The sequence below is a fragment of the Nostoc sp. genome (assembly GCF_036917235.1).
Classification (GTDB): Bacteria; Cyanobacteriota; Cyanobacteriia; order Cyanobacteriales; family Nostocaceae; genus Nostoc.
Genome location: NZ_JBALDU010000094.1, coordinates 135,402 through 159,944 on the forward strand (window position 1 = coordinate 135,402; position 24,543 = coordinate 159,944).

At 42.2% G+C, this 24,543-nt stretch carries 30 protein-coding genes and 1 pseudogene; 13 read left to right on the top strand and 18 right to left on the bottom strand.

The features are described 5' to 3' along the window. Positions 1-52: 52 nt before the first annotated feature. The 3 genes from V7K44_RS26680 to V7K44_RS26690 form a co-directional block, all read right to left on the bottom strand. On the bottom strand, positions 53-1,639 hold the full coding sequence (locus V7K44_RS26680) for a glucose-6-phosphate isomerase (RefSeq protein ID WP_334936027.1): 1,587 nt from the start codon (positions 1,637-1,639) through the stop codon (positions 53-55). Positions 1,640-1,750: 111 nt separating this feature from the next. Continuing rightward, positions 1,751-2,008: a cytotoxic translational repressor of toxin-antitoxin stability system gene (locus V7K44_RS26685; RefSeq protein ID WP_251959737.1), complete on the bottom strand. Its 258-nt coding sequence runs from the start codon at positions 2,006-2,008 to the stop codon at positions 1,751-1,753. Positions 2,009-2,069: 61 nt separating this feature from the next. Further along, a complete protein-coding gene (locus tag V7K44_RS26690; RefSeq protein WP_334936029.1) occupies positions 2,070-2,267 on the bottom strand; it encodes a hypothetical protein in 198 nt (65 codons plus the stop codon). Positions 2,268-2,465: 198 nt separating this feature from the next. Between V7K44_RS26690 and V7K44_RS26695 the strand changes: the two genes are divergently transcribed. Together V7K44_RS26695 and V7K44_RS26700 are read left to right on the top strand one after the other, a co-directional pair. Further along, complete coding sequence (locus tag V7K44_RS26695) at positions 2,466-3,599, top strand: branched-chain amino acid ABC transporter permease (RefSeq protein ID WP_334936031.1); 1,134 nt, start codon at positions 2,466-2,468, stop codon at positions 3,597-3,599. Then, the gene (locus tag V7K44_RS26700; protein ID WP_334936033.1) at positions 3,589-4,371 is read left to right on the top strand and encodes an ABC transporter ATP-binding protein; all 783 of its coding nucleotides are present in this window, start codon (positions 3,589-3,591) and stop codon (positions 4,369-4,371) included. Before V7K44_RS26695 ends, V7K44_RS26700 begins: the two co-directional genes overlap by 11 nt. A gap of 96 nt (positions 4,372-4,467) precedes the next feature. On the opposite strand, the pseudogene V7K44_RS26705 reads toward V7K44_RS26700, so the two are convergent. The 4 genes and pseudogenes from V7K44_RS26705 to glpX all read right to left on the bottom strand — a co-directional run. Beyond that, a pseudogene (locus V7K44_RS26705) lies at positions 4,468-4,728 on the bottom strand (Uma2 family endonuclease); the annotation flags it as partial. A 43-nt stretch (positions 4,729-4,771) separates the two neighbouring features. Further along, positions 4,772-5,332 (bottom strand): DUF2087 domain-containing protein, encoded by a 561-nt coding sequence (locus V7K44_RS26710; RefSeq protein ID WP_334936035.1) that lies wholly within the window; start codon positions 5,330-5,332, stop codon positions 4,772-4,774. Between the two features lie 103 nt (positions 5,333-5,435). Next, complete coding sequence (locus V7K44_RS26715; RefSeq protein WP_334936037.1) at positions 5,436-6,722, bottom strand: glutamyl-tRNA reductase; 1,287 nt, start codon at positions 6,720-6,722, stop codon at positions 5,436-5,438. A gap of 240 nt (positions 6,723-6,962) precedes the next feature. Then, positions 6,963-8,000 carry a class II fructose-bisphosphatase gene (gene glpX, locus V7K44_RS26720; protein WP_334936041.1) on the bottom strand — a complete coding sequence of 346 codons (1,038 nt, stop codon included), beginning with the start codon at positions 7,998-8,000 and terminating at the stop codon, positions 6,963-6,965. A gap of 354 nt (positions 8,001-8,354) precedes the next feature. Here glpX and V7K44_RS26725 point away from each other — a divergent pair, with 354 nt between their 5' ends. The 7 genes from V7K44_RS26725 to grxD all read left to right on the top strand — a co-directional run bounded on the left by V7K44_RS26725 (position 8,355) and on the right by grxD (position 12,999). Further along, positions 8,355-8,927 carry a DUF981 family protein gene (locus tag V7K44_RS26725; RefSeq protein WP_334936043.1) on the top strand — a complete coding sequence of 191 codons (573 nt, stop codon included), beginning with the start codon at positions 8,355-8,357 and terminating at the stop codon, positions 8,925-8,927. Positions 8,928-8,974: 47 nt separating this feature from the next. Beyond that, entirely contained in the window at positions 8,975-9,289 is a 315-nt protein-coding gene (grxC, locus tag V7K44_RS26730; RefSeq protein ID WP_094349514.1) for a glutaredoxin 3, read from the top strand. 197 nt (positions 9,290-9,486) lie between these two features. Beyond that, positions 9,487-9,972: a tRNA adenosine(34) deaminase TadA gene (gene tadA, locus V7K44_RS26735; protein WP_334936045.1), complete on the top strand. Its 486-nt coding sequence runs from the start codon at positions 9,487-9,489 to the stop codon at positions 9,970-9,972. A 113-nt stretch (positions 9,973-10,085) separates the two neighbouring features. Then, the gene (locus V7K44_RS26740) at positions 10,086-10,841 is read left to right on the top strand and encodes a lysophospholipid acyltransferase family protein (RefSeq protein WP_334936047.1); all 756 of its coding nucleotides are present in this window, start codon (positions 10,086-10,088) and stop codon (positions 10,839-10,841) included. Positions 10,842-11,494: 653 nt separating this feature from the next. Next, on the top strand, positions 11,495-12,103 hold the full coding sequence (locus V7K44_RS26745) for a hypothetical protein (protein WP_334936049.1): 609 nt from the start codon (positions 11,495-11,497) through the stop codon (positions 12,101-12,103). 227 nt (positions 12,104-12,330) lie between these two features. Continuing rightward, a complete protein-coding gene (locus V7K44_RS26750; RefSeq protein ID WP_094349510.1) occupies positions 12,331-12,588 on the top strand; it encodes a BolA family protein in 258 nt (85 codons plus the stop codon). A gap of 87 nt (positions 12,589-12,675) precedes the next feature. Then, entirely contained in the window at positions 12,676-12,999 is a 324-nt protein-coding gene (gene grxD, locus V7K44_RS26755; RefSeq protein ID WP_094349509.1) for a Grx4 family monothiol glutaredoxin, read from the top strand. 346 nt (positions 13,000-13,345) lie between these two features. Here the strand turns inward: grxD and V7K44_RS26760 are convergent, their stop codons facing one another. Further along, positions 13,346-13,594 (bottom strand): DUF6761 family protein, encoded by a 249-nt coding sequence (locus V7K44_RS26760; protein WP_334936051.1) that lies wholly within the window; start codon positions 13,592-13,594, stop codon positions 13,346-13,348. Between the two features lie 590 nt (positions 13,595-14,184). Between V7K44_RS26760 and V7K44_RS26765 the strand changes: the two genes are divergently transcribed. Then, positions 14,185-14,958 carry a response regulator transcription factor gene (locus V7K44_RS26765; RefSeq protein WP_094349507.1) on the top strand — a complete coding sequence of 258 codons (774 nt, stop codon included), beginning with the start codon at positions 14,185-14,187 and terminating at the stop codon, positions 14,956-14,958. A 114-nt stretch (positions 14,959-15,072) separates the two neighbouring features. Here V7K44_RS26765 and V7K44_RS26770 read toward each other — a convergent pair whose 3' ends face one another. The 4 genes from V7K44_RS26770 to V7K44_RS26785 all read right to left on the bottom strand — a co-directional run bounded on the left by V7K44_RS26770 (position 15,073) and on the right by V7K44_RS26785 (position 17,524). After that, a complete protein-coding gene (locus V7K44_RS26770) occupies positions 15,073-15,870 on the bottom strand; it encodes an ABC transporter ATP-binding protein (protein WP_334936053.1) in 798 nt (265 codons plus the stop codon). A gap of 27 nt (positions 15,871-15,897) precedes the next feature. After that, positions 15,898-16,464, bottom strand: coding sequence for a hypothetical protein (locus V7K44_RS26775; protein ID WP_334936055.1), 567 nt, complete (start codon positions 16,462-16,464; stop codon positions 15,898-15,900). A 68-nt stretch (positions 16,465-16,532) separates the two neighbouring features. Continuing rightward, complete coding sequence (locus V7K44_RS26780) at positions 16,533-16,994, bottom strand: DUF4079 domain-containing protein (RefSeq protein ID WP_334936057.1); 462 nt, start codon at positions 16,992-16,994, stop codon at positions 16,533-16,535. Positions 16,995-17,128: 134 nt separating this feature from the next. Next, entirely contained in the window at positions 17,129-17,524 is a 396-nt protein-coding gene (locus V7K44_RS26785; protein ID WP_334936059.1) for a DUF1830 domain-containing protein, read from the bottom strand. Between the two features lie 571 nt (positions 17,525-18,095). On the opposite strand from V7K44_RS26785, the gene V7K44_RS26790 reads away from it, so the two are divergent. The 3 genes from V7K44_RS26790 (at position 18,096) to V7K44_RS26800 (ending at position 21,807) form a co-directional block, all read left to right on the top strand. Further along, the gene (locus V7K44_RS26790; RefSeq protein WP_334936085.1) at positions 18,096-19,688 is read left to right on the top strand and encodes a photosystem II high light acclimation radical SAM protein; all 1,593 of its coding nucleotides are present in this window, start codon (positions 18,096-18,098) and stop codon (positions 19,686-19,688) included. Between the two features lie 86 nt (positions 19,689-19,774). Continuing rightward, the gene (locus tag V7K44_RS26795; RefSeq protein ID WP_334936061.1) at positions 19,775-21,172 is read left to right on the top strand and encodes a DICT sensory domain-containing protein; all 1,398 of its coding nucleotides are present in this window, start codon (positions 19,775-19,777) and stop codon (positions 21,170-21,172) included. Continuing rightward, positions 21,169-21,807: a pentapeptide repeat-containing protein gene (locus V7K44_RS26800; protein WP_334936063.1), complete on the top strand. Its 639-nt coding sequence runs from the start codon at positions 21,169-21,171 to the stop codon at positions 21,805-21,807. The genes V7K44_RS26795 and V7K44_RS26800 overlap by 4 nt, the downstream gene beginning before the upstream one ends. Positions 21,808-21,868: 61 nt before the next feature. On the opposite strand, the gene V7K44_RS26805 is transcribed toward V7K44_RS26800, so the two are convergent. From V7K44_RS26805 to V7K44_RS26830, 6 genes are all read right to left on the bottom strand, one after another. Next, positions 21,869-21,991: a hypothetical protein gene (locus tag V7K44_RS26805; protein WP_334936065.1), complete on the bottom strand. Its 123-nt coding sequence runs from the start codon at positions 21,989-21,991 to the stop codon at positions 21,869-21,871. Then, positions 21,981-22,208, bottom strand: coding sequence for a PIN domain-containing protein (locus V7K44_RS26810; RefSeq protein ID WP_334936067.1), 228 nt, complete (start codon positions 22,206-22,208; stop codon positions 21,981-21,983). Before V7K44_RS26810 ends, V7K44_RS26805 begins: the two co-directional genes overlap by 11 nt. A gap of 75 nt (positions 22,209-22,283) precedes the next feature. Then, positions 22,284-22,523, bottom strand: a complete 240-nt coding sequence (locus V7K44_RS26815) for an antitoxin (RefSeq protein WP_322691942.1) — start codon at positions 22,521-22,523, stop codon at positions 22,284-22,286. A gap of 127 nt (positions 22,524-22,650) precedes the next feature. Continuing rightward, positions 22,651-22,878 carry a type II toxin-antitoxin system VapB family antitoxin gene (gene vapB, locus V7K44_RS26820; protein WP_334936071.1) on the bottom strand — a complete coding sequence of 76 codons (228 nt, stop codon included), beginning with the start codon at positions 22,876-22,878 and terminating at the stop codon, positions 22,651-22,653. A gap of 135 nt (positions 22,879-23,013) precedes the next feature. Beyond that, positions 23,014-23,598 (bottom strand): hypothetical protein, encoded by a 585-nt coding sequence (locus V7K44_RS26825; RefSeq protein ID WP_334936073.1) that lies wholly within the window; start codon positions 23,596-23,598, stop codon positions 23,014-23,016. Next, positions 23,561-24,481 carry a pentapeptide repeat-containing protein gene (locus V7K44_RS26830; RefSeq protein WP_334936075.1) on the bottom strand — a complete coding sequence of 307 codons (921 nt, stop codon included), beginning with the start codon at positions 24,479-24,481 and terminating at the stop codon, positions 23,561-23,563. Before V7K44_RS26830 ends, V7K44_RS26825 begins: the two co-directional genes overlap by 38 nt. Between the last annotated feature and the right edge of the window lie 62 nt (positions 24,482-24,543).

A 24,543-nucleotide genomic window follows, 5' to 3' on the forward strand; every position in this document is an offset into this window, starting at 1 on the left:
AAATTGTTGAGACAACAATTCTGGACAAAATCTGAGATTTAGATTAGAGCTATCAGCTAGCAGAAACGGTCAAACTACCGGGTTTCTGAAGATCGCCTTGTAAAACTACACCCCGCTGATTGGCATGGATGTGACGCAAAATCTTGTAAATTGCCTCAACTTGGTCTGATGCGCCTGCCTTCTTTGCGAGTTCGTCAAGAGTAAGGGGAGTTTTTTCTTTTTGTAGCACTGCTACTACTCGTGTTTGTAAATCGAGAATGGAGGCGGCAGCTTTTTTGCCAGCTTCTACTCCTGGTTGATGGTAGGCGTTGACGTTGACCAAACTAGCATATAAACCAACAGCACGTTCGTACAAAGCAATTAATGCCCCTACAATTCGGGGATTAACTTGGGGAATCGTGACTGTAATTGAATCGCGATGATTTTCATAAAGCGCTTGTCGGGTTCCTTGGAGAAAACCGGAAAGATAATCGCCTGATGTAACTCCTGGATCTATTTCAGTGGATGGGCCTTGACGATCTTCCAACACTTCGATGAAGGTAGCAAAGAAATTCGCTACACCCTCGCGTAACTGCTGGACATAAGCGTGTTGATCTGTTGAGCCTTTGTTACCGTAAACGGCGATACCTTGATGGACAACGTTGCCGTCTAAGTCTTTCTCCTTGCCCAAGGATTCCATCACCAGCTGTTGCAAATAGCGACTGAATAAAAATAAGCTGTCCTTGTAAGGTAGAACAACCATATCTTTTTCGCCCTTTCCGTTACCTGCAAAGTACCAAGACAAAGCAAGCAAGGCTGCTGGGTTATTTTTCACATTTGGGATGCGGGTAGCGTCATCCATCTCTTTGGCGCCATCTAGGATAGCGCGAACATCAATGCCTTGTAATGCCGCTGGTACTAGCCCCACAGCAGACATTTCTGAGGTGCGTCCGCCTACCCAGTCATACATCGGAAATCTCGCCAGCCAGCCTTCATCTTTGGCCAGCTTATCGAGGTTGCTATCAACGCTGGTAATTGCTACCGCATATTGGGCAAACTCCAAATTGTGTCCGGCGTAAGCTTTTTTAACTTCAATCATGCCGTTGCGAGGTTCCGGCGTTCCCCCAGATTTGGAGATTACCAAAACCAAAGTGCTGGAGAGGCTATTTCGGAGATGATTGATAACGCGATCGATACCTGCGGGATCGTTGTTATCGATAAAGTGAATTTTCAGGGGCGGGAAATCAGGAGCGAGAGCTTCCGCGACGAATTGGGGACCAAGAGCGGAACCACCAATGCCGATGGAGATAATATCCGTGAATCGGCTTGCTCTGGGAGGATGGATAGCACCTGTTTGGACTTTTTCTGCAAAAGCTTCGATTTGTTCTAGAGTTTGAACTATTTCTTGTGTAAGTTCTGGAGCTGGTGCTAAATCAGGATTTCGCAACCAGTAGTGTCCAACCATGCGGTTCTCGTCGGGATTTGCGATCGCACCCTTCTCTAGTTCAGCCATATCCGCAAACGCCTTGTCAAACTTCGGCTGCAACGATTCCACAAAGGCATCATCGAACCGTATCCGACTCACGTCTAAGTACAGCCCCAATCCCTCGTGGAAATATAACCAGTTTTGGTATCGTTGCCAAAGTGCCCTAGCATCCATAGGGAAATCTCAAATAAAGTGTTTTTCAAAAACCAGTTTAATGTAAGGTTATAGCGATCCCTGCCTAGCCTTATACAGTTTACAGTTTTCAGTGTTCCCTTAACTCCTCCTTTAAACATCTGGCATAGGGATGACACGCAGAAATTTCACAATTTCACCCCTAATTTCTATACCAATTAGATAATTATCTAGGGTGAAGCGGTGAAAAATGCCTTCACTATCAAGCTGTCGCAGTTCTTTTAAATCGCTCAATTGCCACTTTTGGGCTAACTCAATAAAGACAAAATCATGCACCCGCTCGTAGGCGGCAGGTTCTAAATTCTTCAGGTCTAGCAAAAAAGACCTGGCATAGCGCATTTCCAGACTCACTGGGCGTTACCTTCACCAAAACTTGAGGGGCCACTGGCACTAGCTCAAAAGCGCTGCTGAATCAGAAAAACATCAACAGTCTTACCGCTTCTTCATGGGTTAAAATATCCCACGGGTGCTGCGATCGCTTGACTTTTTGTATCGCTTTGAGCATATAAAAGTCATAATGTAGAGCTTCGAGAACGTTCCAAATGTCTTGCAAATCGTCATCGCCTAATTGCTCGATTAAGTGATGCATTCTAAGTCGCAACAAATTCATACGTCAATTATTCCCTACCAACAAATACCAACAATAAATAGTATTCCCATAAAATTAGCTACGCTCAAGCTACGCTAAAATTTATTCGCCCGGTGAGGGGGGCAGAGGGGCAGGGGAGGCAGGGGAGGCAGGGGAGGATATATTAATGACCAATGACCAATGACCAATGACCAATGACCAATGCCCAAATAATTTGATATGGTTGACTATCTAATTTTCTTGGCAATTTCTACAGCACTTTTTGCTCTATTCGCACTAGGACTCAATTTACAGTGGGGCTTTACGGGATTAATTAACTTTGGTCATATTGCTTTCATGACTCTGGGAGCATATACAACGGTATTGTTAAGTCTAAAGGGTGTTCCCCTACTGATATCGGCACTGGCTGGGGCAATTGTCGCTGCCTTGTTGGGTTTGATAATTGGTTTTGTAACTCTACGCTTACGGGAAGATTATCTAGGAATTGTCACCATTGGTACAGGCGAATTAATTCGTTTGGTGGTAAACAATCAGGAATTACCTGTGGGTGATACTTGGATTTCTGGGGCGTTTGGTGTCCAAAGTTATCCCATACCCCTATCTACAGAGCCAAGTTTGTTTGTCAGATTAGTAATGATTGGGCTTTTAACCCTGCTAGCTGCTGTAACTTTCTTTACTTTGTGGCGATGGATTCGTACCACTCAAATATCTCGGACTACTGATTTGGGCAAAAGGACGACTAGCAAGCAAGAATTTATATCCCGCTTGGGTGTGGGAATTGTCTTAGCAGTTTTAGCGGCAGCGATTTATATTTCTGGGGTAATCGGACTGTATAATTACAACCCAAAAGCGGGTTTAATGCTGGTGTTGCTGCTGGTTTTAGCATTTGTATACTGGCGCTTAGAAATTTTGGTGCGATCGCCTTGGGGTAGAATTCTCAAAGCCATCCGCGAAGATGAAGAAATTCCCAAAGCGCTGGGAAAAAATGTCTTTTGGTATAAACTACAATCTCTCATGCTTGGAGGTGCGATCGCGGGTATCGCTGGTGCTTTCTTCGCTTGGCAACTCAGCGCCATTTACCCCGATAATTTTCAACCGCAGATCACTTTTGACACTTGGATTATGGTGATTTTAGGCGGTTCTGGGAATAATGTCGGCACAATCGTAGGTGCGGTAATTTTCTTTGCTTACGATGCGCTGACGCGGGAAGTCTTGCCCAGAATCGTTTCCCTTGATGAAGCACGTTTGGGCGCATTTCGCATCATGGTAATCGGATTAATTTTGATGGTACTGATGATTTGGCGTCCTCAAGGTATCTTAGGGAAAAAAGAGGAACTCACCCTTGGTAAATAACTATTCATCCCCACTTCCCCTTTTGGCAGCCACTGGACTTTCTAAAAGCTTTGGTGGAGTCAAAGCAGTTAATGAGGCAAGAATCGAAGTTGCTAAAGGCAGTATTACGGGCTTGATTGGCCCCAATGGTGCTGGTAAAACTACTTTATTTAACTTACTCTCAAACTTCATTCGCCCCGATAAGGGACGAGTGATTTTTGACGGCGAACCGATTCACAATTTGCAACCATATCAAATCGCCCAGCAGGGTGTGATCCGCACCTTTCAGGTTGCACGGACTCTCTCGCGGTTATCGGTGTTAGAAAATATGCTGCTGGCGGCGCAAAAACAAACGGGTGAAAATTTTTGGCAAGTACAGTTGCAACCGCACATCGTTGCTAAGGAAGAAAAGCAATTGCAAGAGCGAGCAATGTATTTATTGGAATCAGTGGGCTTGGCAAAAAAAGCACACGATTATGCTGGTTGCTTGTCTGGTGGACAACGCAAGCTGCTAGAAATGGGACGAGCGCTGATGACTAATCCCAAGTTAATTTTGTTGGATGAACCAGCAGCTGGGGTGAATCCGAAACTGATTGATGATATTTGCGATCGCATTATCACTTGGAACCGCCAAGACGGGATGACCTTTTTAATTATTGAACACAATATGGATGTGGTTATGTCTTTGTGCGATCGTGTTTGGGTACTTGCTGAAGGGCAGAATTTGGCTGACGGTACACCCGCAGAAATTCAAACTAATCCCAAAGTTCTAGAAGCTTATTTGGGAAAATAAAGTGCGATTAGCTTTCTGTTTATGTCATGTATTTAGTGATTTGACTTAGAACAAATAAAAGTAAATGGATACTGTTACTTGTCCTAAGTCAAAGGGAACAATTACATCGAGATACGTATGCTGCCGATAACGAGGTATCCACAAACGCACATCACCAATATAAACATCATAATTCTTTCCTCTCAAACCAAACTTCAAATAGGCATAAAAGTTGCCTGCAATTTTATTATGATTTGTAGTGCCACCCGTCATTGGTACAATTTCTCCATCACGGTATTCGCTTTTATACTCTGCTTTTTCTTCAATTTCTAAATACTCTTCAGGTGTGTAATAAAATTTTTGTGTTTCTAACTGCATAAAAATACAACCTATGATTGTGCGGTTTATTCATCTTTCATATCTATGTTGTACGCCAATAAACCCCATTTTCTCGCTGCATTAATTGGCAAGCAATCAACTCTCGGCGCAGGGTGGCGCAGTCAAGATGGTAGCGTTTGAGAATGTCATTTACTAGGCGTTCAGGGTAGTTGACTCCTACATCAAACTGGTTTGCTAACCACTTAAGAATAACTAGACGCTTTTTCCGACTAGCAGGAATTTCTTTGAGGCGATTGTCCTCGAAATAGTTTTTCAACACTTTGCTTTCCCAAGCTTCAGTATCCACATCCTCAATCAAGGATGCTATTTTCTCAGGTGTGAAAATTTCCTTACTAATGCTTTGCAAAGCCTCGCTATCCAATTGATATAGACGGCTATTACCTTCGGGACGCATTGTCACCAAATTTAGCTCTTTAAGTTTTGCTAAATGATGGGATACCGTCGGTTCCTTAAGTTGCAGTAGTACCGCTAATTCTTCGACGCTGCACTCCTGATTCGCCAAAATACCTACTATCTTCAATCGGCTATCATCCGCTAATGCCTTGAAAAAGCGGAGTAAGATATTAAATTGCTCTGGTTGCATAACTAACTTCTAATTAGACATCTATCTAATTAGAAGTATATCTAATTTAAAGCTCAGATCGCCGACTTCTTTAAGAAGTCGGGGATTTTACTTGTTGTTTAATTTAACTAAACTGTTCCTCTGCATCGAGGTTGAACAGCATTTGCAGAGTTTGCATACAGCGCCGTCTGGCTTCCACATCTTGCTGCGATCGCAACTGTACCATCGGGTCATGTAAAATTTTATTGACAATTCCCCGCGTTAATGCCTCAATCACCTCTTGATGTTTTTCAGCGAATTCTGAACCCAATCTCGACAAAGCTTTTTCTAACTCTTGTTCGCGGATGGTTTCGACTTTATTTCGCAGACAGCTAATAGTAGTTACAGTTTCCAGACTGCGCCACCAAATATCAAAGGCTTCCACTTCTTCTTCTAAAAGTCGCTCGGCTTCCTGTGCAATCTTACGGCGGCTTTCGTAGTTTTGCGCTACTACAGCCTTTAAATCATCCACATTAAACGCCTGCACGTTTTCCAATTCATTTACATCCGCATGAACATTACGCGGCACAGAAATATCAAATAACATTAGAGAGCGCTGAACTTCTAAAACCATTTCTAATTTGGCACGGTCAAGTATTGGCTCTGTTGCCGAAGTACTTGTAAACACCAAATCGCTATCGGCAATTACAGTCATCATTTCCGATAGCGGATGAATATTGATCGGTTGCTGAGGGAATTGCTTTGCTAATTCTTGGGCGCGATCGCGAGAGCGATTTACAATACTAATTTCCACAGCACCTTTAGAAATTAGGTGTTGCACCAGCAGCCGCGACATTTTACCAGCACCCAGAATTACCACTCGGCAAGCTGCCAAATTGGCCACTTTTATCTGTGCTAATTCCACAGCAGCCGAACTGATAGAGACAGCACCAGTACCAATACTAGTTTCAGTGCGAACCCGCTTACCAGCTGTCAGCGCTTGTTTAAATAATCGATTCAAAATGGTTTTTATACCACTATATTGCTGTCCCAGTTTGTGAGTAGTCTTCACCTGAGCCAGAATTTGACCTTCTCCGAGTACCAGACTATCTAAACCACCTGCTACCCGCATAACGTGCATCACTGCATCATCATGTAGCAACATAAACAAATGCTGTCGCAGAGAAAGCACGGGTAATTTACTGTATTCCGCAAGAAACTGCGTTATTTCTCGGATACCTTGGTCTGCTTCACTGGTAACAATGTAAATTTCGAGGCGGTTACAAGTGCTGAGAATTGCAACTTCGTCAATATGGGGATAGCTGGCCAGTTGAGCGATCGCACTTTCAATTTGTGGTTCTGGAATGCTCAGTTTTTCCCGGACTTCTACTGGGGCTGTTTTATGGCTTAACCCCACCACTGCTATATTCATTTGCTAAATCGTAGTTACTAATTGGTAGTTGGCAATCGGGCATTGAGTGAGAATAGGGAATGGGGAATTATTATTTATTGGTTGATACTTTTTCCAACCAATAAATAATAACTAATCACTAAATACTAACTACTAACTAGTGTAAGGATGAAGCATTTGAATGAATATTTTTCCGTTTTATCGAAATATTTATTTCCAAATGCTTTACCCCTACTTTTACCATTCCCCATTCCCTAAAAATTAGTTCAGTTGGAGAGTCTTGGGTTCACCTAGCATGTGAATTGTATCAACAAATCGAGCAGTTTTTGATTGGTTAGAAATTACTAAGCTTTGAGTTCTAGCTCCGCCGCTAAAGAAACGTACACCTTCCATGAGATTACCACTGGTAATACCACAAGCAGCGAACAGAACAGTTTTACCAGATGCCAATTCATGAGCATCATAGACCTTATCGGGGTCATTGATATTCATAGACTTTAAGCGATCAATATTGGCTTCTCTGCTTTCTCCAATCAGACCTGTTTTTACGACTGCGGGATCGTAAATCAGTTGACCTTGGAAGTGTCCACCCAAAGCACGCATTGCTGCTGCCGAGATTACACCTTCAGGAGCCGCACCGATACCCATCAGCGCGTGGATGTTAGTTCCAGCAAAACCACAGCTGATGGCTGCACCCACATCTCCGTCTGAAATTAGGGCGACTCTCGCTCCAGCCTCACGGATTTCTTTAATTAAATCGTTGTGGCGTTCGCGCTTCATGACCACGATCACAAGTTCTTCAATCGAGCGATCTAGACACTCAGCGAGAATCTTGAGGTTTTCTGTTGCTGACTTGTTGATGTCTACTTTGCCCTTAGCTGCGGGAGGTGCTGCTAACTTCTTCATGTAAAAGTCAGGAGCAGCAAATAATCCACCCTTTTCAGAAATTGCCAATACAGCCATCGAACCAGGTTGTCCATAAGCTACCAAGTTCGTACCTTCACAGGGGTCAACAGCGATATCAATTTCGATTAATTCATCAGGGTTACATAAACTACTAGCATTTGGTTGGGTACAGATACCAACTTCTTCCCCGATGTATAGCATCGGCGCGTCGTCGCGTTCACCTTCCCCAATCACAATGCGACCGCGCATATAGATTTTATTCATCCGCTCCCGCATAGCTTCCACAGCTACCTGGTCAGCGATGTTTTTTTCGCCTTTACCCATCCACTTTGCGGATGCGATCGCGGCTTGCTCAACTACTTCAATAATCTCTAACCCAAGTGAATTTTCCACAGAGTTTGCCCTCTCAGCTGCTTGAATTTGCGTCGTTTCATCTGCCTATTTCAGTTTTCAAGTCTACCAAAGGGCGGATACACGTGGAAGAAAGTTAAGTTTTACTGCTAACTCGTTATAAAAGTGCCAGTTAACACATTCTGATTTTTTACTCATAATTACTCCAGTATAAAACCTGTTCACAAGTAACTAAGTTAAAAATTGGCACAAATAATTAACAGTGTATATCTAGAATATTGCTTTTCTTCAGTATCTATCTTTAGGTATAAAATAATAAAGAAAAAAGCTGGTAGATTCACCAAAAACTAAAGAACGAGGCCCAGAGTAATAACTTGTCAAATTCAGAGGTAAATCGTGTTTATCGACTACATCACCCTCATGTTAATCAACATGGTAGCTGGGTTATTTCTACTCGCTGACTATGTGTATCGTGGTATAGATAGTTCTAATCAAAGACAGTGGATTCCGGGGTTTGGAATTACGGGTGCGATCGCACTCACAACTGGTTTACACATGAGCTTTACTTGGCCAGTGATGGGTAGCTTTAACATTGCCTTCGGTGAGACAAGTGTGTTATTTGGAATCTTGTTTGTGGCGGCTGCGGTTTCTCTTGCTCAAGGTTGGGATTTATTGACAATAGCAATTTACGGTTTCTTTGCTGGTGCAGTTGCGATCGTAGTCGGTATCCGTATCATCAACTTGAATTTGACAAAGCAACCGCTTTTATCGGGAATCGGCTTTATTTTAACTGGATTAGGCGGTATTTTTGCAGCGCCAACTCTTTATTGGAAAACTAACCGAACTTGGCGGCTAATTGGCGTAGCAGTGCTGATAGTAGCCGCTCTAATTTGGGCATTGACTGGATATTTGTCATACTGGAATCATTTAGAGGGTTTCCAAAAGTGGGTTCCAGCGCCGATGCGGTAAGCAATGTTCTAGGCTAGAGACATAGTTAAAACTTTGCTTAAAAAAATATGCTGGACTTTCTTAATCCCCTTTTAAATCGCCATCCAGAGCGAGTTAAAGCCAACGTCGAACTTTACACCTGGCAAACTTGTCCTTACTGCATTCGTGCCAAAATACTACTGTGGTGGAAAGGTGTAAATTTCACTGAATACAAAATCGACGGCGACGCAGCAGCCAGAGCGAAAATGGCAGAACGCGCCAACGGTCGCCGTACAGTACCACAAATTTTTATCAATAACCAGCATATTGGCGGCTGCGATGACCTATATCAGCTAGACACACAAAGTCAACTCGATCCCCTTTTAGCCCAAGCCGCTATTTAGAAATCAAATTAGCCACAAACGTACCCCATTGGCGAACCCACAGGGTAGACCACCTCCGCGGACTAACGTGGGAATTAATGCTTTTTAACCCACGGAGGTGGGTTTTGTTTGTGTAGACGCAATTTCTAACCGCCCATTTCGCTATCTCGCTCGTTCAAAAGCGAACATAATTTTAAAATTTTTATATTGATAAGAATATGCTAACTAAATACACAGAATATCTTATACATCAACAATGGATGAGTTATGCCCTAGAATTAGCAAAAACAGCAGGAGATGCAGGTGAAGTCCCTGTAGGTGCTGTTATCATTGATTCAACAGGCAAATTGCTAGCACAAGGAGAAAACAGAAAAGAGCGTGACAAAGACCCTACTGCTCATGCAGAAATTCTCGCTATCAAGACAGCAGCAACAACTTTACAAAATTGGCATCTTAATGAATGCACACTCTATGTAACTCTCGAACCTTGCCCGATGTGTGCAGGTGCGATCGTCCAATCACGACTAGGACTACTGGTATATGGAGTAGACGATACAAAAACTGGCGCAATTCGTACAGTTATTAACATACCCGACAGCGCTGCTTCCAATCACCGCTTACAGGTAATCGGAGGCATACTAGAGTCAGCTTGTCGTCAGCAATTACAGACTTGGTTTGCTACTAGGCGGCGTAGAGTAAGCTAACGGACAGAGGTAAAACTGTCCATCTACTACGACACAAGTCACACAAGAGAATCTACGGTGTAACTAATCAGGCTTTTCGTTAAATTTTTACCCGTCAATCAGCTGCATCCGTCATGATGGAATTTTACTCTTCATCCGATACCTGCCAGCACACCCCAGCAAATCCTCAGGTAGATAGCACTACCTCAAGGGTTTCTCATTGGTTAAGTCCCCTGGCATATTTATTAGGGCGTCACTGCCTATTACCATTATTCTTTGGACAAATTAGAATAACCGGACAAAAAAATATCCCCACAACTGGGCCTGTGATCCTTGCGCCTACACATCGGGCGCGTTGGGATGCCTTGCTTGTACCCTACGCTACTGCTTGTCTAAGAAAGCAAGACTTGCGATTTATGGTGACTATTGACGAATGCCAAGGTTTGCAAGGCTGGTTTGTTCGACGTTTAGGGGGATTTCCTGTAAATTCTAAGCATCCGTCAATCCGCACGCTGCGACATGGAGTAGAGCTACTTCAGCAGCAAAAAACTCTGGTAATCTTTCCAGAAGGTAACATTTTTCGTGATGCCCAAGTTCACCAGTTGAAGCCAGGAATTGCTCGTCTTGCTTTGAGTGCTGAATCTAGTCATTCCGGGTTGGGAGTGAAAATTATACCCATAGGCATTAATTACAGCCAACCTTATCCCAATTGGGGTACAGATGTGAGTATTGACATTGGCTGCCCAATCAGAGTCGCGGATTACATGAATGGCTGTATAAAACAAGAGGCAAAAAACATCACAACTGATTTAGCAAAGGCACTGCAACAATTGAGCCATCAAGAAACAAAAGTTACTAATCACGCATTTGCAGAAATTACTAATTCTTGATACAGTCAAACCTCATAATCATTGACCGTGCATAATTCAGAAACTGCACCTTACTGAACCTTTTCAATATTTGACACTAATTGCTAACTGCTATATTCATCCTGAGCAAGTCACAAAAGATTAGTGGTATTTTGCAACCTTTGAGGATGTATATATATAAATTACCCTCTATTAATGATATATTTAGCCAAATTGGCATTTTTTTGAGCCAATAGCTAAATTAATTATCTGCAAACTACTGAATTGCTTGATGATAAAGATTTTCACTATTTGGTCAGACAGTTAAATAAAAGTTGGGACGTGCCGACTGAAGACATGGCTATTCTGAACTAGTTTTGTGCGATGCCTACGCAAATACTTCAAGCAGTGCTTTGGGAAAATTCTCCTGCCAAATATCCCAGTTAACCTGAGATAATTATTGGGGAGGAAAGCTACTAGTTAAGCAAATGGTGACGCACTCTCCCGTAGGTATCACTCATCACAGCGATATAAGTTAGTTGGTATACAGGGGTAATGGGAACTCTATTAAACTGATTTTTAGTCTAAATCAGAGATACTTAGGATGTAACTTTGCTTTGTCCAAGACCAAAACAGAGTTAAGATACCCGAAGTTTCCATAACTCTCTTGTATAGTTGTCGCACTAATTGATCCCATGAACACTGCCGTCGCTGTTACCTTGATGCACCGTACTGTTTTATCAGTTATAGCAGTCCTCAGCCTGCTATCACCTGTGAATGCTCAGGTACCACAGTTACCAGGCACTACCAGCCAACCACAACCGATTGACCCCAACGATCCCAATAATCTTCGCCCCATAACCCAAAATAGCAGCCTTTTGAGCATTGAAGGCGGCGATCGCTTAGTAAAAGATGCAGAACAAGCCGTTTCTGCTCAAAACTACCCCTTAGCTGCCAAGAAACTGCAAGAAGCGCGTCAAGTTTATAATCAGCTATCTAATTTTTATCAAGAGTTAAATTCTAGCTTTTCGGGAATTGACAACAGAGTTTCTGATTCTCAGCGTCAAAAAGCTCTATTAACAGCCCAAAAGCGAGATGAAGCCACCTTTCAGCTAGCATTGGTACATCGGGCACAAAATCAGCCAGAATTAGCTGTACCGTTGTTAGTTCAAATAATTAAGAGTCAAAACCCGACACGGGATTTAGGCAAGAAAGCCTATAAACAGTTGTTTGAGTTGGGTTTTGTTGATTCTCCCTATCCCAGAGAAGGTGGTAATTCATCCTCTTCATCCCCAAAAAAATAAATTAAATTTTTGTTGCCTGTTTTTCCCTACCCACATTTCCCTAACCAGCTGCTTGGGAACGCCCCAGTGCTAGGATAGAGCTATCCGCCGCAGCCAAAACCTGAGCGTTCTCAATAAATACACCTCAGAAGCGCGTGTATCTACAGCCTTGCCAAAGCCTGAAGTTGGCACAGGCATTTGCTCTATATCTGTTAATAATAGAAAAGTAAGTTTTTTCAGGAATTGCGATGATTAGTCCGCAACAGGTTGAGGAAATGATCAAGGCGGGACTGCCAGACGCACAGGTTCAGGTGCAAGACTTGACTGGTGGCGGCGACCACTATCAAGTGACAGTAGTTTCATCGCACTTTGCAGGTAAAGGACTAGTGCAACAGCACCAGTTAGTTTATGGTGCGTTGGGTCAAGCTATGTCAACTGAAGCGATTCATGCCTTGGCGGTGAAAACATACACTCCCGAAGCTTGGCAAGCAACAGCAGCTTCGTAAATAAGAGTTAGAAGTTAGAAGTTATGAATTTTGACTCCTCACTTCTCACTCCTCACTGTTGAATCCAACATAGGAAACATAAATACCATGACACCAGAACTCAAAGACAAAATTGATAGCTTGCTACAAGAAAACAAGATTTTAGTTTTCATGAAGGGAAACAAGTTAATGCCCCAATGTGGTTTCTCTAACAACGTTGTGCAGATTCTCAATACCTTGGGAGTTCCCTTTGAGACGGTTGACGTTCTATCAGACCCTGAAATTCGTCAAGGTATTAAAGAATACTCTAGCTGGCCGACAATTCCCCAAGTATATATCAATGGTGAATTCCTTGGCGGTTCTGATATCTTGATTGAACTGTACCAAAAAGGTGAATTGCAAGAAAAGGTAGAAGTAGCATTAGCTTCGTAATCTCTCTTTACCCAAACTAAAGGGTATGCTGCTGAATTTGCGCTTTGCAATCAAGGCAATGTGCCATTCTTAATATCCTTGAAAGGAGAGATACTATTTCTTTCCCCTTTCAAGGGTTTTTTAATCGGTTTCTGATAAAAATACTCTTTGTTGGACTTGATTTTATTGCTAGACAACAATCCCCTCAGTCTAATTGGCAAAACCAATATAGGGCTGAGGGGATGCGTTTAATCAATACAATATCTCCAAAATTTCACACCACGACAACCCGTTGACCAATACAGATAATATGCTATAATTATCTGCGGTAATTAACGGTTACTATCAATGACCAAGTAAATGGTAATTAGTAGTAATCGGGTTGTGGCTGTGGTTGCGGCACTGCAAAATTTGATCCATCGTACAAGAAGCGGCTGGCTTCCTCTTCTAGGCGGTGAATCAGATAAGGTTCAATAACGTTGCTATGTCGCAGTGCGGCTAGATATCCATCCAAATACATCCGCATATCATCCGTGCGATAACCGCGATTCCATAGCTCGATGAAGGCATCGGTGAGTCTTTGGTAATAGCGGATGGATTGTGTGTCTTGGAGCATAACTGCTGTATTAATCTCTTTGGAATGAGAATTGTAAATGATTCACCCTAAAAAGTGAAGTGTAATTTCACTTTGGCATAAACTCAAAGTCAACACATCTACTTTGGGTATTACCCTCATAGCAGCTACAAGCTACTTTAATCTTATTCCAGAAAACATCGATTCTAGTTAGCTGCTAAGTTATTTTTTTGATTTTCACAATCACAGCCCAATTGTATTGATGTTATATTCCCGGATGGGAGTACTAAGTTTTTGCGAAAAAATCCACTTTTGCCATCAGGTTTAATCAGGTTGAAAAGCTGTTGTTGTTGTTAGCTGGTTGGGTTATAGATATTTGCCACATTACACCCATCTCAAAGCAAAATGTTAATTTAAAAGAACTTTTCATAAGTCTAACAACAGTTTTGAGAAATTTAATAAAAATTTAATAATATTTCTAATCGCCTATCAGCAAGGCATAAATTAAAGATATTGCCACTTATTTTATTAGGAAATGTAAAGTTAATCGCAATTGAAGTAACAAAGGCTACAAAACCTTAGAGATGGGCTTGTTACTTTGAAAGTCATCGACGCTAAGGGGTCTTGCCACCGTGGGTTCGGTTTGTATAGAAATCATTGAGGGGAATCCCCATCTAAGGTCGTTGTTGGGTTGGCACTTGCAACAACTGGAATACCGCGTGCATCAAGCTGCCAGTATTTATCAAGCAAGGGAAGTATTTTTAAGCCATCAACCAACACTGGTAGTTTTAGATGCAGACCTGCCTGATGGTGATGGCATTGAGTTTTGTCGTTGGTTGCATCGTCAGCAGCAGCCTCTAATCTTAATGCTATCTGCCCGTAATAGTGAAGCTGATATAGTCGCAGGTTTAAAGGCGGGTGCAGATGACTACCTGAGCAAACCTTTTGGGATGCAAGAGTTTTTGGCACGGGTAGAGGCATTGATTCGCCGGAAGCGCACACCTACTGCACCAGCTTATTTGGATTATGGCACTTTGCAAATCGATTTAGTTCAGCGTCGTGTCCGCTTCCAAGGGGAGTTCATTGACTTAACGCCCCAGGAATTCAGTTTACTGTACGTTTTAGCACAAGCTGGAGGAGTACCTCTAAGTAGATCGGAATTGCTGCGTCGTGCTTGGCCTGACGCTATCGATAACCCTCGTACCATTGATACTCACGTTTTATCGCTGCGGAAAAAGGTTGAACTTGACCCTCGCCAACCCAATTTGATTCAAACTATCCGCAATGTTGGATACCGTTTTAACATGGAAATTTTGAATACCAATATTTCACAATCACAGACAACAAAGTTAGCTAGAGAGAGATTTAATAATCAACGTTCAACACTTACTAGTAGTCAAGTGTAGAATGGCGCATCCCTTCGGCTTCTCTACGAGACGCTACGCGAACGCTCAGAGCAAGTGGGCATTGGGGTGAGGGGGAGTAAGAAAACGATTCCTGATTCCTGTCTCATCCAAAATTTAAAATCCAAAATCGTCTTGAGCTGCTGCTTGAATCAGGCTTTTTCGTAATTCAATCCAGTCTATCTCTGAGGCTGTTTGATTTGCGAATAAATGACCTTGTTGTAGGTGTAATAACCGAGTGCAAAACATCTGGGCTAGTTCCAGTTGGTGATTTACCATCAGAATCGTGGTTTGATGAGTTTGACTCAACTGGATTAAGACTTGCATTAGATGAGAAGCTGTACCAGCATCGAGGGCAGAGGTTGGCTCGTCTAATAATAATACTTTAGGCTGGATAACTAAGGCACGAGCGATCGCTACTAATTGTCGTTGTCCTGCAGAAAGTTGTACCTCCGTTCGCTCTAACCATTCATTGGGAATGTGCAGTTGTTCTGTCCAATGATTAACTCGTTGCTGAATTGTCTGTTTGGGCAAACCACGCAAAACTAAAGGATAAGCTAAGGCTTGCCCAACTGTCATCCCCAACAGCTTTGACTCTTGCAATACAAGTACAAGCATCTGCCGTAGCTGGATGACCGGAATTTGGCGATATTCTTGATTGTCGAGATAGAGTTTACCACTTGTGGGTTCAATTAGGCGGTTGATGAGGCGTAATAACGAAGTTTTTCCAGCGCCTACTGGACCTATAATGGCAATGCGTTCGCCGCAGGTGTTGGCGGAACCATCGCTCTGGAATATCTCTAAGGAAATATCCTGCAATATGGGATATCCCTGCTGATTGCCGGGAAGTTGGGTTTTCAGCTTTGTAAACAGATTAACTTGCTCTAGCCTGAGTATGGCTTTTGCTGTATTCAACGGGACTGGGGATTGCAGAGAAATAACCTAAGTTAATTGTGCAGTAGTTAAGGCTGTAGCGATCGCCCAGCCATCGACCAATAGTAGCAGCAGTGTGCATCCCAGTAAAATCAGGTACATCCAGGGCTGCGCTAAAGGACGAACATCTGTAGTGTCAATGCTCGTCTTTACTTGGACAATTTGCACCAGACGAGCAAATCCAGCTACACGCATCGGTAGTAAATAAGCTTTCCCATCCTGGCTGAGGAAGTAATAAACTAGCCCTCCTTGCCCAGTACTGCGGGGTTTTAACTCTTTCACGTCTGACCAAGGTAAAGACCAGCCTTTACGAAAAAAGCGAGGCACCCAGGCGGGGTAAGTAACCTGAATTCCTTCGTCATCTACTATTACTTCTTCAGTTAATACCGCGTACAAGGCAACTAAACCAATGTCAATCCCTATCCACAATAATTCTGGAGGTACGGGTGCAGCTGTTACCTGCGATAAAAAGGGTAATGGGACTGTGAGTGCTATGTATAGACTCAGTAAGGTTATCCGAATCAAAGGAGACAGACGAAAAATAGAAGCTGAGATATTGGCTGAGTTTGCTGTCACGGCTCAATTACAATGCTTTTCTTCATTGTAGGTTAGGTCTATGTCCCTGGTAGTTGATGTATGGCAGTTCACGGTAAATACTTTTGTACTACAATCCAACCTGTAAGGGATACCCAGGCAAATCCGACAAATAAAATAATATTTACGCCGATATGTAAGGGTCTAGCCCAAGGTCGTCTGACACTAATTTGGGTTGCACTAAAAGCAGACAGTAAAACTAGTGCTACCACTATCAATCCAGCGATTAGGTGTGATGAGTGACCTAGAGAGCCAAAGTGCCCTAAAGTGCCAACAATACCGATCGCTAGCAATAGTAGCACTAAACTTACCATGCTGATGCCCATTGTATAGTGGAGCGATCGCACACCTTTATTTCCGCCCATAAATGGGGTAATAAAAGGGAATTGCTGCGAAGTTCTCGCCCTAAACATCCAAACACCCGTGACTGCTAACATTAGATATGCCAACAGGGACAACCCCATAGACCAGGCGGCTATTTTCCACAACCAAAGAAATGAAGGCAGATTCATAAGAATGATTGTAGATGAGATGAGGGAGACAATGAGAATAAGCAATGCCCCATACCCAATAAATAATAAACAAAAAGTAAACAAAAAGGGCTGCTAAATTAGCAACCCTTAAATTTAGATAAAATTGTTTTTTTTTAATCAACCGATGCTAAACCAAGAATTTGCAAGGGTTTTGTAGTATCTCCGATTTTTGTATTAATTTGCTGCACCATTAATTTGGTATTAAAAGGGTCTTTTTCATCTGATGAGTCTGTATCAAACTCATTTATACTGGGTTCTTCGAGCATCAGGCGATCGCACGGAATCTTATCGGATAAAATTGCACTAGCCATCATCCCTGTATGAATCTCCACTTGACCTTTTCGCGGAGCTTCAAAAACTAAACGTTGTCCAGGGAAAACAACCCTTTCAAAATACCAGTTGGGAATATTGGAGATGCGAGCTACCTGTATTTTGCTCGTGGCATTAATGTAGCAGCAGAGAATTTTTCCCGATTGCTCAGGTGGTAGAGGATCTAATATTTGAGCCATAACTGCTGAGGAGCTTTACGCCACAATTTTACATTACACTAGCCAAGCCTAGCACCCACTGATCCCCAGTTGTTGTAACTGCGAATACCAACTGAGTCTTTGTAGATTATTTCTGTCTAAAGATATATTTTTAGTTATGAAAATTTTGTAATTATTCACACCTTTTTCGGAATTATACACTATGAACAAAAGTTTTTGATATTTTCTGCTCTCTTAAAGCAGATTGTTAGGGAATTGACATAACAACGATCCCCTTGCTTTTAGCATAGCGAGGAAGTGAGTTTTGCTGCTTCATCTATCCCAGGATTAATCGGCTGGGATCATCGCTTAATGAATAAACTCGATGTTATGGTAAAGCTATATGAAAAAATGTCTTCATAAAGCTCTCTATAGATTCTATGTATGTTTTATGCATAGAAATTTTAACGTTTTCCGCAATTGCTAACGGCAGCTTCTTAAATACCAATAATCGGCTTAAATGTCAAGCACGATTTTGATAAATAAAACCAAATAAAACAAGCACACACTTTAAGACTGGATGTTTCTCTGGCTTTCTCCACAGATTGGCAAGATGGAAGTTAAAACACAGATGATGGAAAATCGAATTCTTTACGTTCGCCTTCCTTGTAACCCCATCTTTCCTATTGGGGTTGTCTACCTAAGCGATCATGTCCACAAGCAGTTTCCTAATATTGAACAGCGCATCTTTGATTTGGGAACAGTGCCACCTTTAGATTACAGTTCCGCGCTGGATCGCTGTATCGATGAATTTAAACCGACACTACTAGTATTTTCTTGGCGGGATATTCAAATTTATGCCCCAGTTGGTGGACGTGGTGGCAACCCACTGCAAAACGCCTTTGAATTTTACTACGCCAAGAATCCTCTATTGAAACTACGTGGGGGATTGGGCGGTTTGCGAATCTTCATCGCTTACTATGCAGAATTGTGGCAAAACCAGAGCTTAATCAAACGTGGTTTGAAACGTGCCCAAAAATATAATTCTGATGCTCGTGTAGTTGTCGGTGGTGGTGCAGTCAGCGTATTTTACGAACAATTGGGTAAAAGCTTACCCCAAGGTACAATTATTTCTGTAGGTGAAGGCGAAACCCTGCTGGAAAAACTTTTAAGTGGCAGAGATTTTCGAGATGAACGCTGTTACGTTGCCGGAGAAACTCAACCACGGAAACGGCTAATTCACGAACAACCCACCCCAATAGAAAAAACAGCTTGTAACTACGACTATATCGAAAGCATCTGGCCGGAATTTAACTTTTACCTGCAAGAGCAAGACTTTTATATAGGTGTACAAACGAAGCGTGGTTGTCCTCACAACTGTTGTTATTGCGTCTACACTGTCGTTGAAGGCAAACAAGTACGCATCAACCCAGCAGATGAAGTAGTTGCCGAGATGCGCCAATTATACGATCGCGGCATTCGCAATTTCTGGTTTACCGATGCCCAATTCATCCCCGCAAAAAAATTTATCGCCGATGCTGTAGAACTATTGCAAAAAATCGTCGATTCTGGTATGACAGATATCCACTGGGCGGCATATATCAGAGCAGACAATTTGACACCCGAATTGTGTGAGTTGATGGCGAAAACCGGGATGAACTACTTTGAAATCGGCATTACCAGTGGTTCTCAAGAACTTGTGCGGAAAATGCGGATGGGGTATAACCTGCGAAACGTCCTGCAAAACTGCCGTGATTTAAAAGCAGCTGGTTTCAACGACTTAGTTTCCGTCAACTACTCTTTTAACGTCATTGACGAACGTCCCGAAACCATCCGCCAAACCATCGCTTACCACCGCGAACTAGAACGGATTTTTGGTGCTGATAAAGTCGAACCTGCCATCTTCTTTATTGGATTACAACCTCATACCCATTTAGAAGAATACGCTTTCAAAGAAGGCATCCTCAAACCAGGATACGATCCAATGAGCTTGATGCCGTGGACAGCCAAAAAACTTCTCTGGAATCCCGAACCCCTTGGTTCATTCTTCGGCGAAGTCTGCTTGCAAGCTTGGCAACAAAACCCCAACGACTTCGGGCGCGAAGTCATGAACATCTTAGAAGAAAAGCTGGGTTGTGCTGACTTAGAAGCAGCACTGACAGCACCATTAGAGACAAAAGAAAAACAGTTAGCGGGTGTATCCTAGAAAACACTAAAATGTGGAGAAATTCAGAATTCTGAATTTCTCCCTCTATCTTCCTCAGTGCCTCTGCGGTCATTTTTACCAAACCCATGTTAGAAGGTTCAATCTTACAAAAGCTAGAAACAGCCCATCGCCATACCACCAGGCCAATTCGATTCGGTGTTTACTACAAAAATACCCTAGTTGCCCTGTGCCACGCTCTAGAAGACCATATTTTAACCGACGACGGTACACCCTTAGTCATCACAGCCTTTCAACAGGGAAAATGGTATCTACAAGAAGCTGATCGATATGCAGACATCGCCCAGCGCAGCTGCCAAATTGCCATCATGGCCGCCTCTGAATCTGGCTTTGATGAACATTCTACCAGCCAGCTACCCAATGTAGACTTAGTGGGATTAGATTCAGGCGATCCAGTGGCGCAGGAGTGGCACTTAATTATTTTATCGCCTAAATACACAGCAATGGTAATTTGTCAAGAATTATCAGAGGCTGATTATGGCAGCGCTGGAGTACCGACATCAGATTTAGAGCGGAAATTCTATGGTTTGTGGACATTTGAGCCGGAGTTAGTGCAAGAAACAGCAGAAATAGCGATCGCTTACATCAAAAAATACAACCCAGAACTGGCCCAAAAACTCACAGCCGACAAACAACAAATTGTCCCGTCAATGGACAGATCCCAGAATTTAGGTGCAGTTGTCTCCCGTGTAGTAGACTACCTCCAGACTGGGCAAGATAATTTATCCATCCCAACAGCTTCTCACCAACAAACCCTAGATCGCAACTTGGTTTCTAACGAAATCCAAGCCTTTTTGCGAATGGCGCAACTTATGGATATGGCAGATGTCAACAATCCAATGGCAGCTGCGGAAGTAGTAGCACTTGCTGAAGCGATCGCCCAGCTTTTGGATCTTCCCGCATGGCAAATTAAGAGGTTGCGGCTAGCGGCTTTGTTACATCGCATAGATCCATTACAAAAAGCAGAAAGCGTTCTCACTGGCGGTATATCCACACGCTACCACGAAGATGCCCCCAGTTCTCCCTTAACTTGTCCCTTAGTACCGGGGGCGCAAGTATTGCGAACCATGCCAAGACTGCGAGCAGTTGCCCAAATTATCACTCACCAAAGCGAGTGGTGGAATGGTACAGGGGAACCGGCAGGTTTATCTGGAGATGAAATACCCCTAGAGTCCAGGATTTTGGCATTATTGGCAGATTTTCAGTGGCGAGTCAATGAGCGAAAATCGTCAAATCAAAGCCGAGAACAGATATTTACTCAAGCTTTGGATGAGTGCAGACAGCAACAATCTACCCGCTTTGACCCTAAACTTGTAGATACCCTAACTTTATTAGTTATGGGTTTACAACAGGGACTCGACTTACCCATTATGACACCCAAAGTCAGCGCCGGCATCTGGATACTTGATTCCCAATGGGATAGCCACAGCAAAATAAGTGAAGAGATTGGTAGTTACTTTACATGAATATTGAAGCCATTAAATTAGGGAAACTCAAACAACTTCCAGGGGCAAATTTAGAAGACGAGGAACTCTCCCGACTGGATTTAAGCCGGATTAATCTTGCTGGTGCAACCCTTGTTGGCACAAATTTCGCTGGTTCTAAGCTCGAAGGCGGGCATTTGGAGGGGGCGAATTTGATGGGGGCGAACCTTCAAGAAACTGACTTGCGGGCGAACTTGATGGGAGCAAACCTGATGCAAGCAGATTTAACCGGTGCTGACTTACGGGGTAGTAATTTGCGTGGTGCTAACTTGATGGGAGCCAGACTCAGTGATGTGTCATTGGTGGGTGCTTTCTTGAGTGGTGCTAATTTAATGAATGTGAACTTGCAAGGCGTTGATTTGCGGGGTGCTGACTTGCGCGGTGCAAACCTAACTGGGGCAAATCTCAAAGGTGCAGATTTGAGTCGCGCCGATTTGCAAGGGACGTTGTTGAGTGAAGCAAACCTTGAAGAAGCTGATTTGCGAGGGGCGAATTTGGCAGGGGCGAATTTGACGGGAGCGAATTTACTCTGTGCAGAATTAGAAGGTGCAAATTTGAGCGGCGTTAATTTGAATAAAGCGTGTGTAGTGGGGACAGTTGTGGAGGCTGCGTTTTGAATAGGGGTTAATTTATACAAACTGCAATGAATAATATACTAGATTACCCAAATGTATGCTCTCAAAGTAGCCAATTTTCTACCCTTAAACCAGGTACGCGCTCAAATTCGCGGACATTTGCTGTAACAAGCGTCAGGTTAAGGGCTAGCGCATGGGCAGCAATTAGTAAGTCATTAAGGGCCAATGGGTCTTCCTGTTTGCTCTTGGTGTGTACGAATTACCGCATAGTGCCGATCCACCGGAGGCGACAGCGACAAAATAGGTAACACTTCAAGGATGCTTTCTAGTTGCTGAAGAAGACGGAGAGAGCCACTTTTAGCTGCACCAAATCGCAGTTCACACACCACAATAATGCTGGTACAAATGCAGTTTTCCTCTAAGGCTGTAAGCCTCTGAAACACTAAACCTTAAGGATGTCTTACCAAATCTGAAATGATGTTGGTGTCTAGCAGGTATTGATAGGTCATTGCGCAGGATTAAAGCACAATATCATCGAGTGGCAGTAACCCTTCATCTATGTTAGGAAAGTTTTCTGTAATATCTTCTAAAGTGGCAAGCAGTGAAAGTAGAGAACCGGAAGAAATGGGTTCGATGATTAATCGATTACCTTCTTTGCGTAACAAAACTTCTGTACTGGATAGAGCAAATTCATCAGGAATCGTTAGGACTTGATGTTGCCCATCTCGTAAGAGGTAAACATGACATGAGTTTAGCATCAAGCAATCTCCTTAAAATTATAATTATTTCGCCGCAGTCTGCTGCTTTACAATATCATGTCAATTACTTAAGATTTTACTATCTGTTAGTGCTTGCAAAAAGCATGAGTATCGAATAGTAATCTATTCATTCCATATATTCTTTCATATCTTGAAGCGGCTCATCAAAGTCATTAGGCAATGGCAGAATAAACATTCCTTTCATCGCTCCAGCAACGCGACGCTTGTTTGTCTGCTTTTCTTCGGTAGAGTTTTTAGCGTGCTTCTCTATCAAAAACTCAATGTAATGAAGCACTTCTGTCTGAAGAGACTCAGGGAGTTCTTCTAATTTTTCTAAAATGACTGGCTGTATCATTGCTTTTTCTCCTTGGCCATTTTTATGAAAAACATCACAGCTATATTTGTTTAAATGTCAAATACATTTTAATACGGTTTGGATAAGCACTTTAATATCATGTGGCGTAGGTGCGATCGCTGCTGTTTAATGGTGTTAGATTGCGTCATCGTTTTTCTCCTTAAATAATTCAGTTTCTAAATATACTTTTTTGGCTTCAGGAGGGCAATCTATGAAACCATTTGTATAGTATGGTCGATAATTTAAGGGTGCATATCCTGGCCCAGTACTTGTACATACGATACTTACCACTTTTATTTCTTTAGCATCAATAATAGGAACGACAAAAACACCACCAATATAAGAACTTAAATCTATGCCCCAATTGCCACCACATGCTTCCTGTGTTGCATAAATATAAATACCGTTTACAGTTGATGTACCATTAATTGCAGGAATAGTTTTAGTGTAGTAACCATAACATTTTTCAGTTTTGAAAAAAGATGAATTTGATTTTAATGGTTTATCAAGTGGTTTCAGGAAACTTTTATGGGTTGAAAAGTAGTTTTTTTGAGTCTGAATCATAGATATAATATTATCTTCTGTAATTTTCTCATATTGTGGTTCCTCACCTGGTGAATATATCTCAGCACATCCAGCGACAAGCAAGTTAATTAAAATAATATTAGAAAATAAAAAATTCTTAAAAAGGAGAAAGCCTTTTAAATTCCATTTGCTCATTTAGAGAATTAAATCCATTAGGGAACTGTGTAAACTCGTTATAAGAGGCTCCACGCCAAATAGTATGAGAATCGTAGATAACCTTCTGTAAATTAAGACTTGTTAGAGAAGCACCCCTCAGGTTAGCTCCACTTAGATTAGTATCTATAAGATAACCGCTCAATTTAGCTCCTTGCAAATTAGCATTTATCAACTGTGTTTGTTGCAAGTTTGCACCTAAAAGTGAACTATGATCTAAATTGGCATTTGTAAGGTTAGCTTCTTTGAGATTTGCATCGCCTAACCTACTCAAACTTAAATTCGCACCCTGTAAATTTGCCTTTTTTAGATTAGCATCATATAGTTCTGCTGACTCTAAGGAAGCCTTATTTAAATTAGCTTTTTCTAAATTTACTTTATTGAGTTTTGCCGAGTTTAATTTTGCATTAGTCAAATCAGCATCACTCAGATTGGCTTCGCTTAAATCCAAACCTGATAAGTCAGTTTGAATAAGTTTAGCTCCCCTCAAGTTAGCTCGTTTGAATGAAGCCTCATAGGTAACATTACAGTAATCATCCCCAATTTCTGATATACCCATTTTCCCTTTGTCGCCAACATCATCTCGCCATCTTAGTTCAGCTTTAGTTAAATCAGCCCCTTGTAGATTTGCTCCGTCTAATTTAGCATTAGTCAGTTCAGCTTCTCTTAAATCTGCTCCAGCTAAATCAGCATTTGTTAAATCAGCACCACCTAAATCACACTTAGGGCATTTTTTAGTTGTTAGCAACTGCTTCACATGAGCCGGATTTGAAGTTTTTTTAGCCTCACAATTATTACAACTAGAAAGAAAAGTAAGTAATAAAGCTGATACGATTACAGCACTTGCGTCTATTATGAGGTACACTAGATTAAAATATAAATCCTTTTAAATGAAGTCCTACTCTGTCGATCTTCGAGAAAAAATAG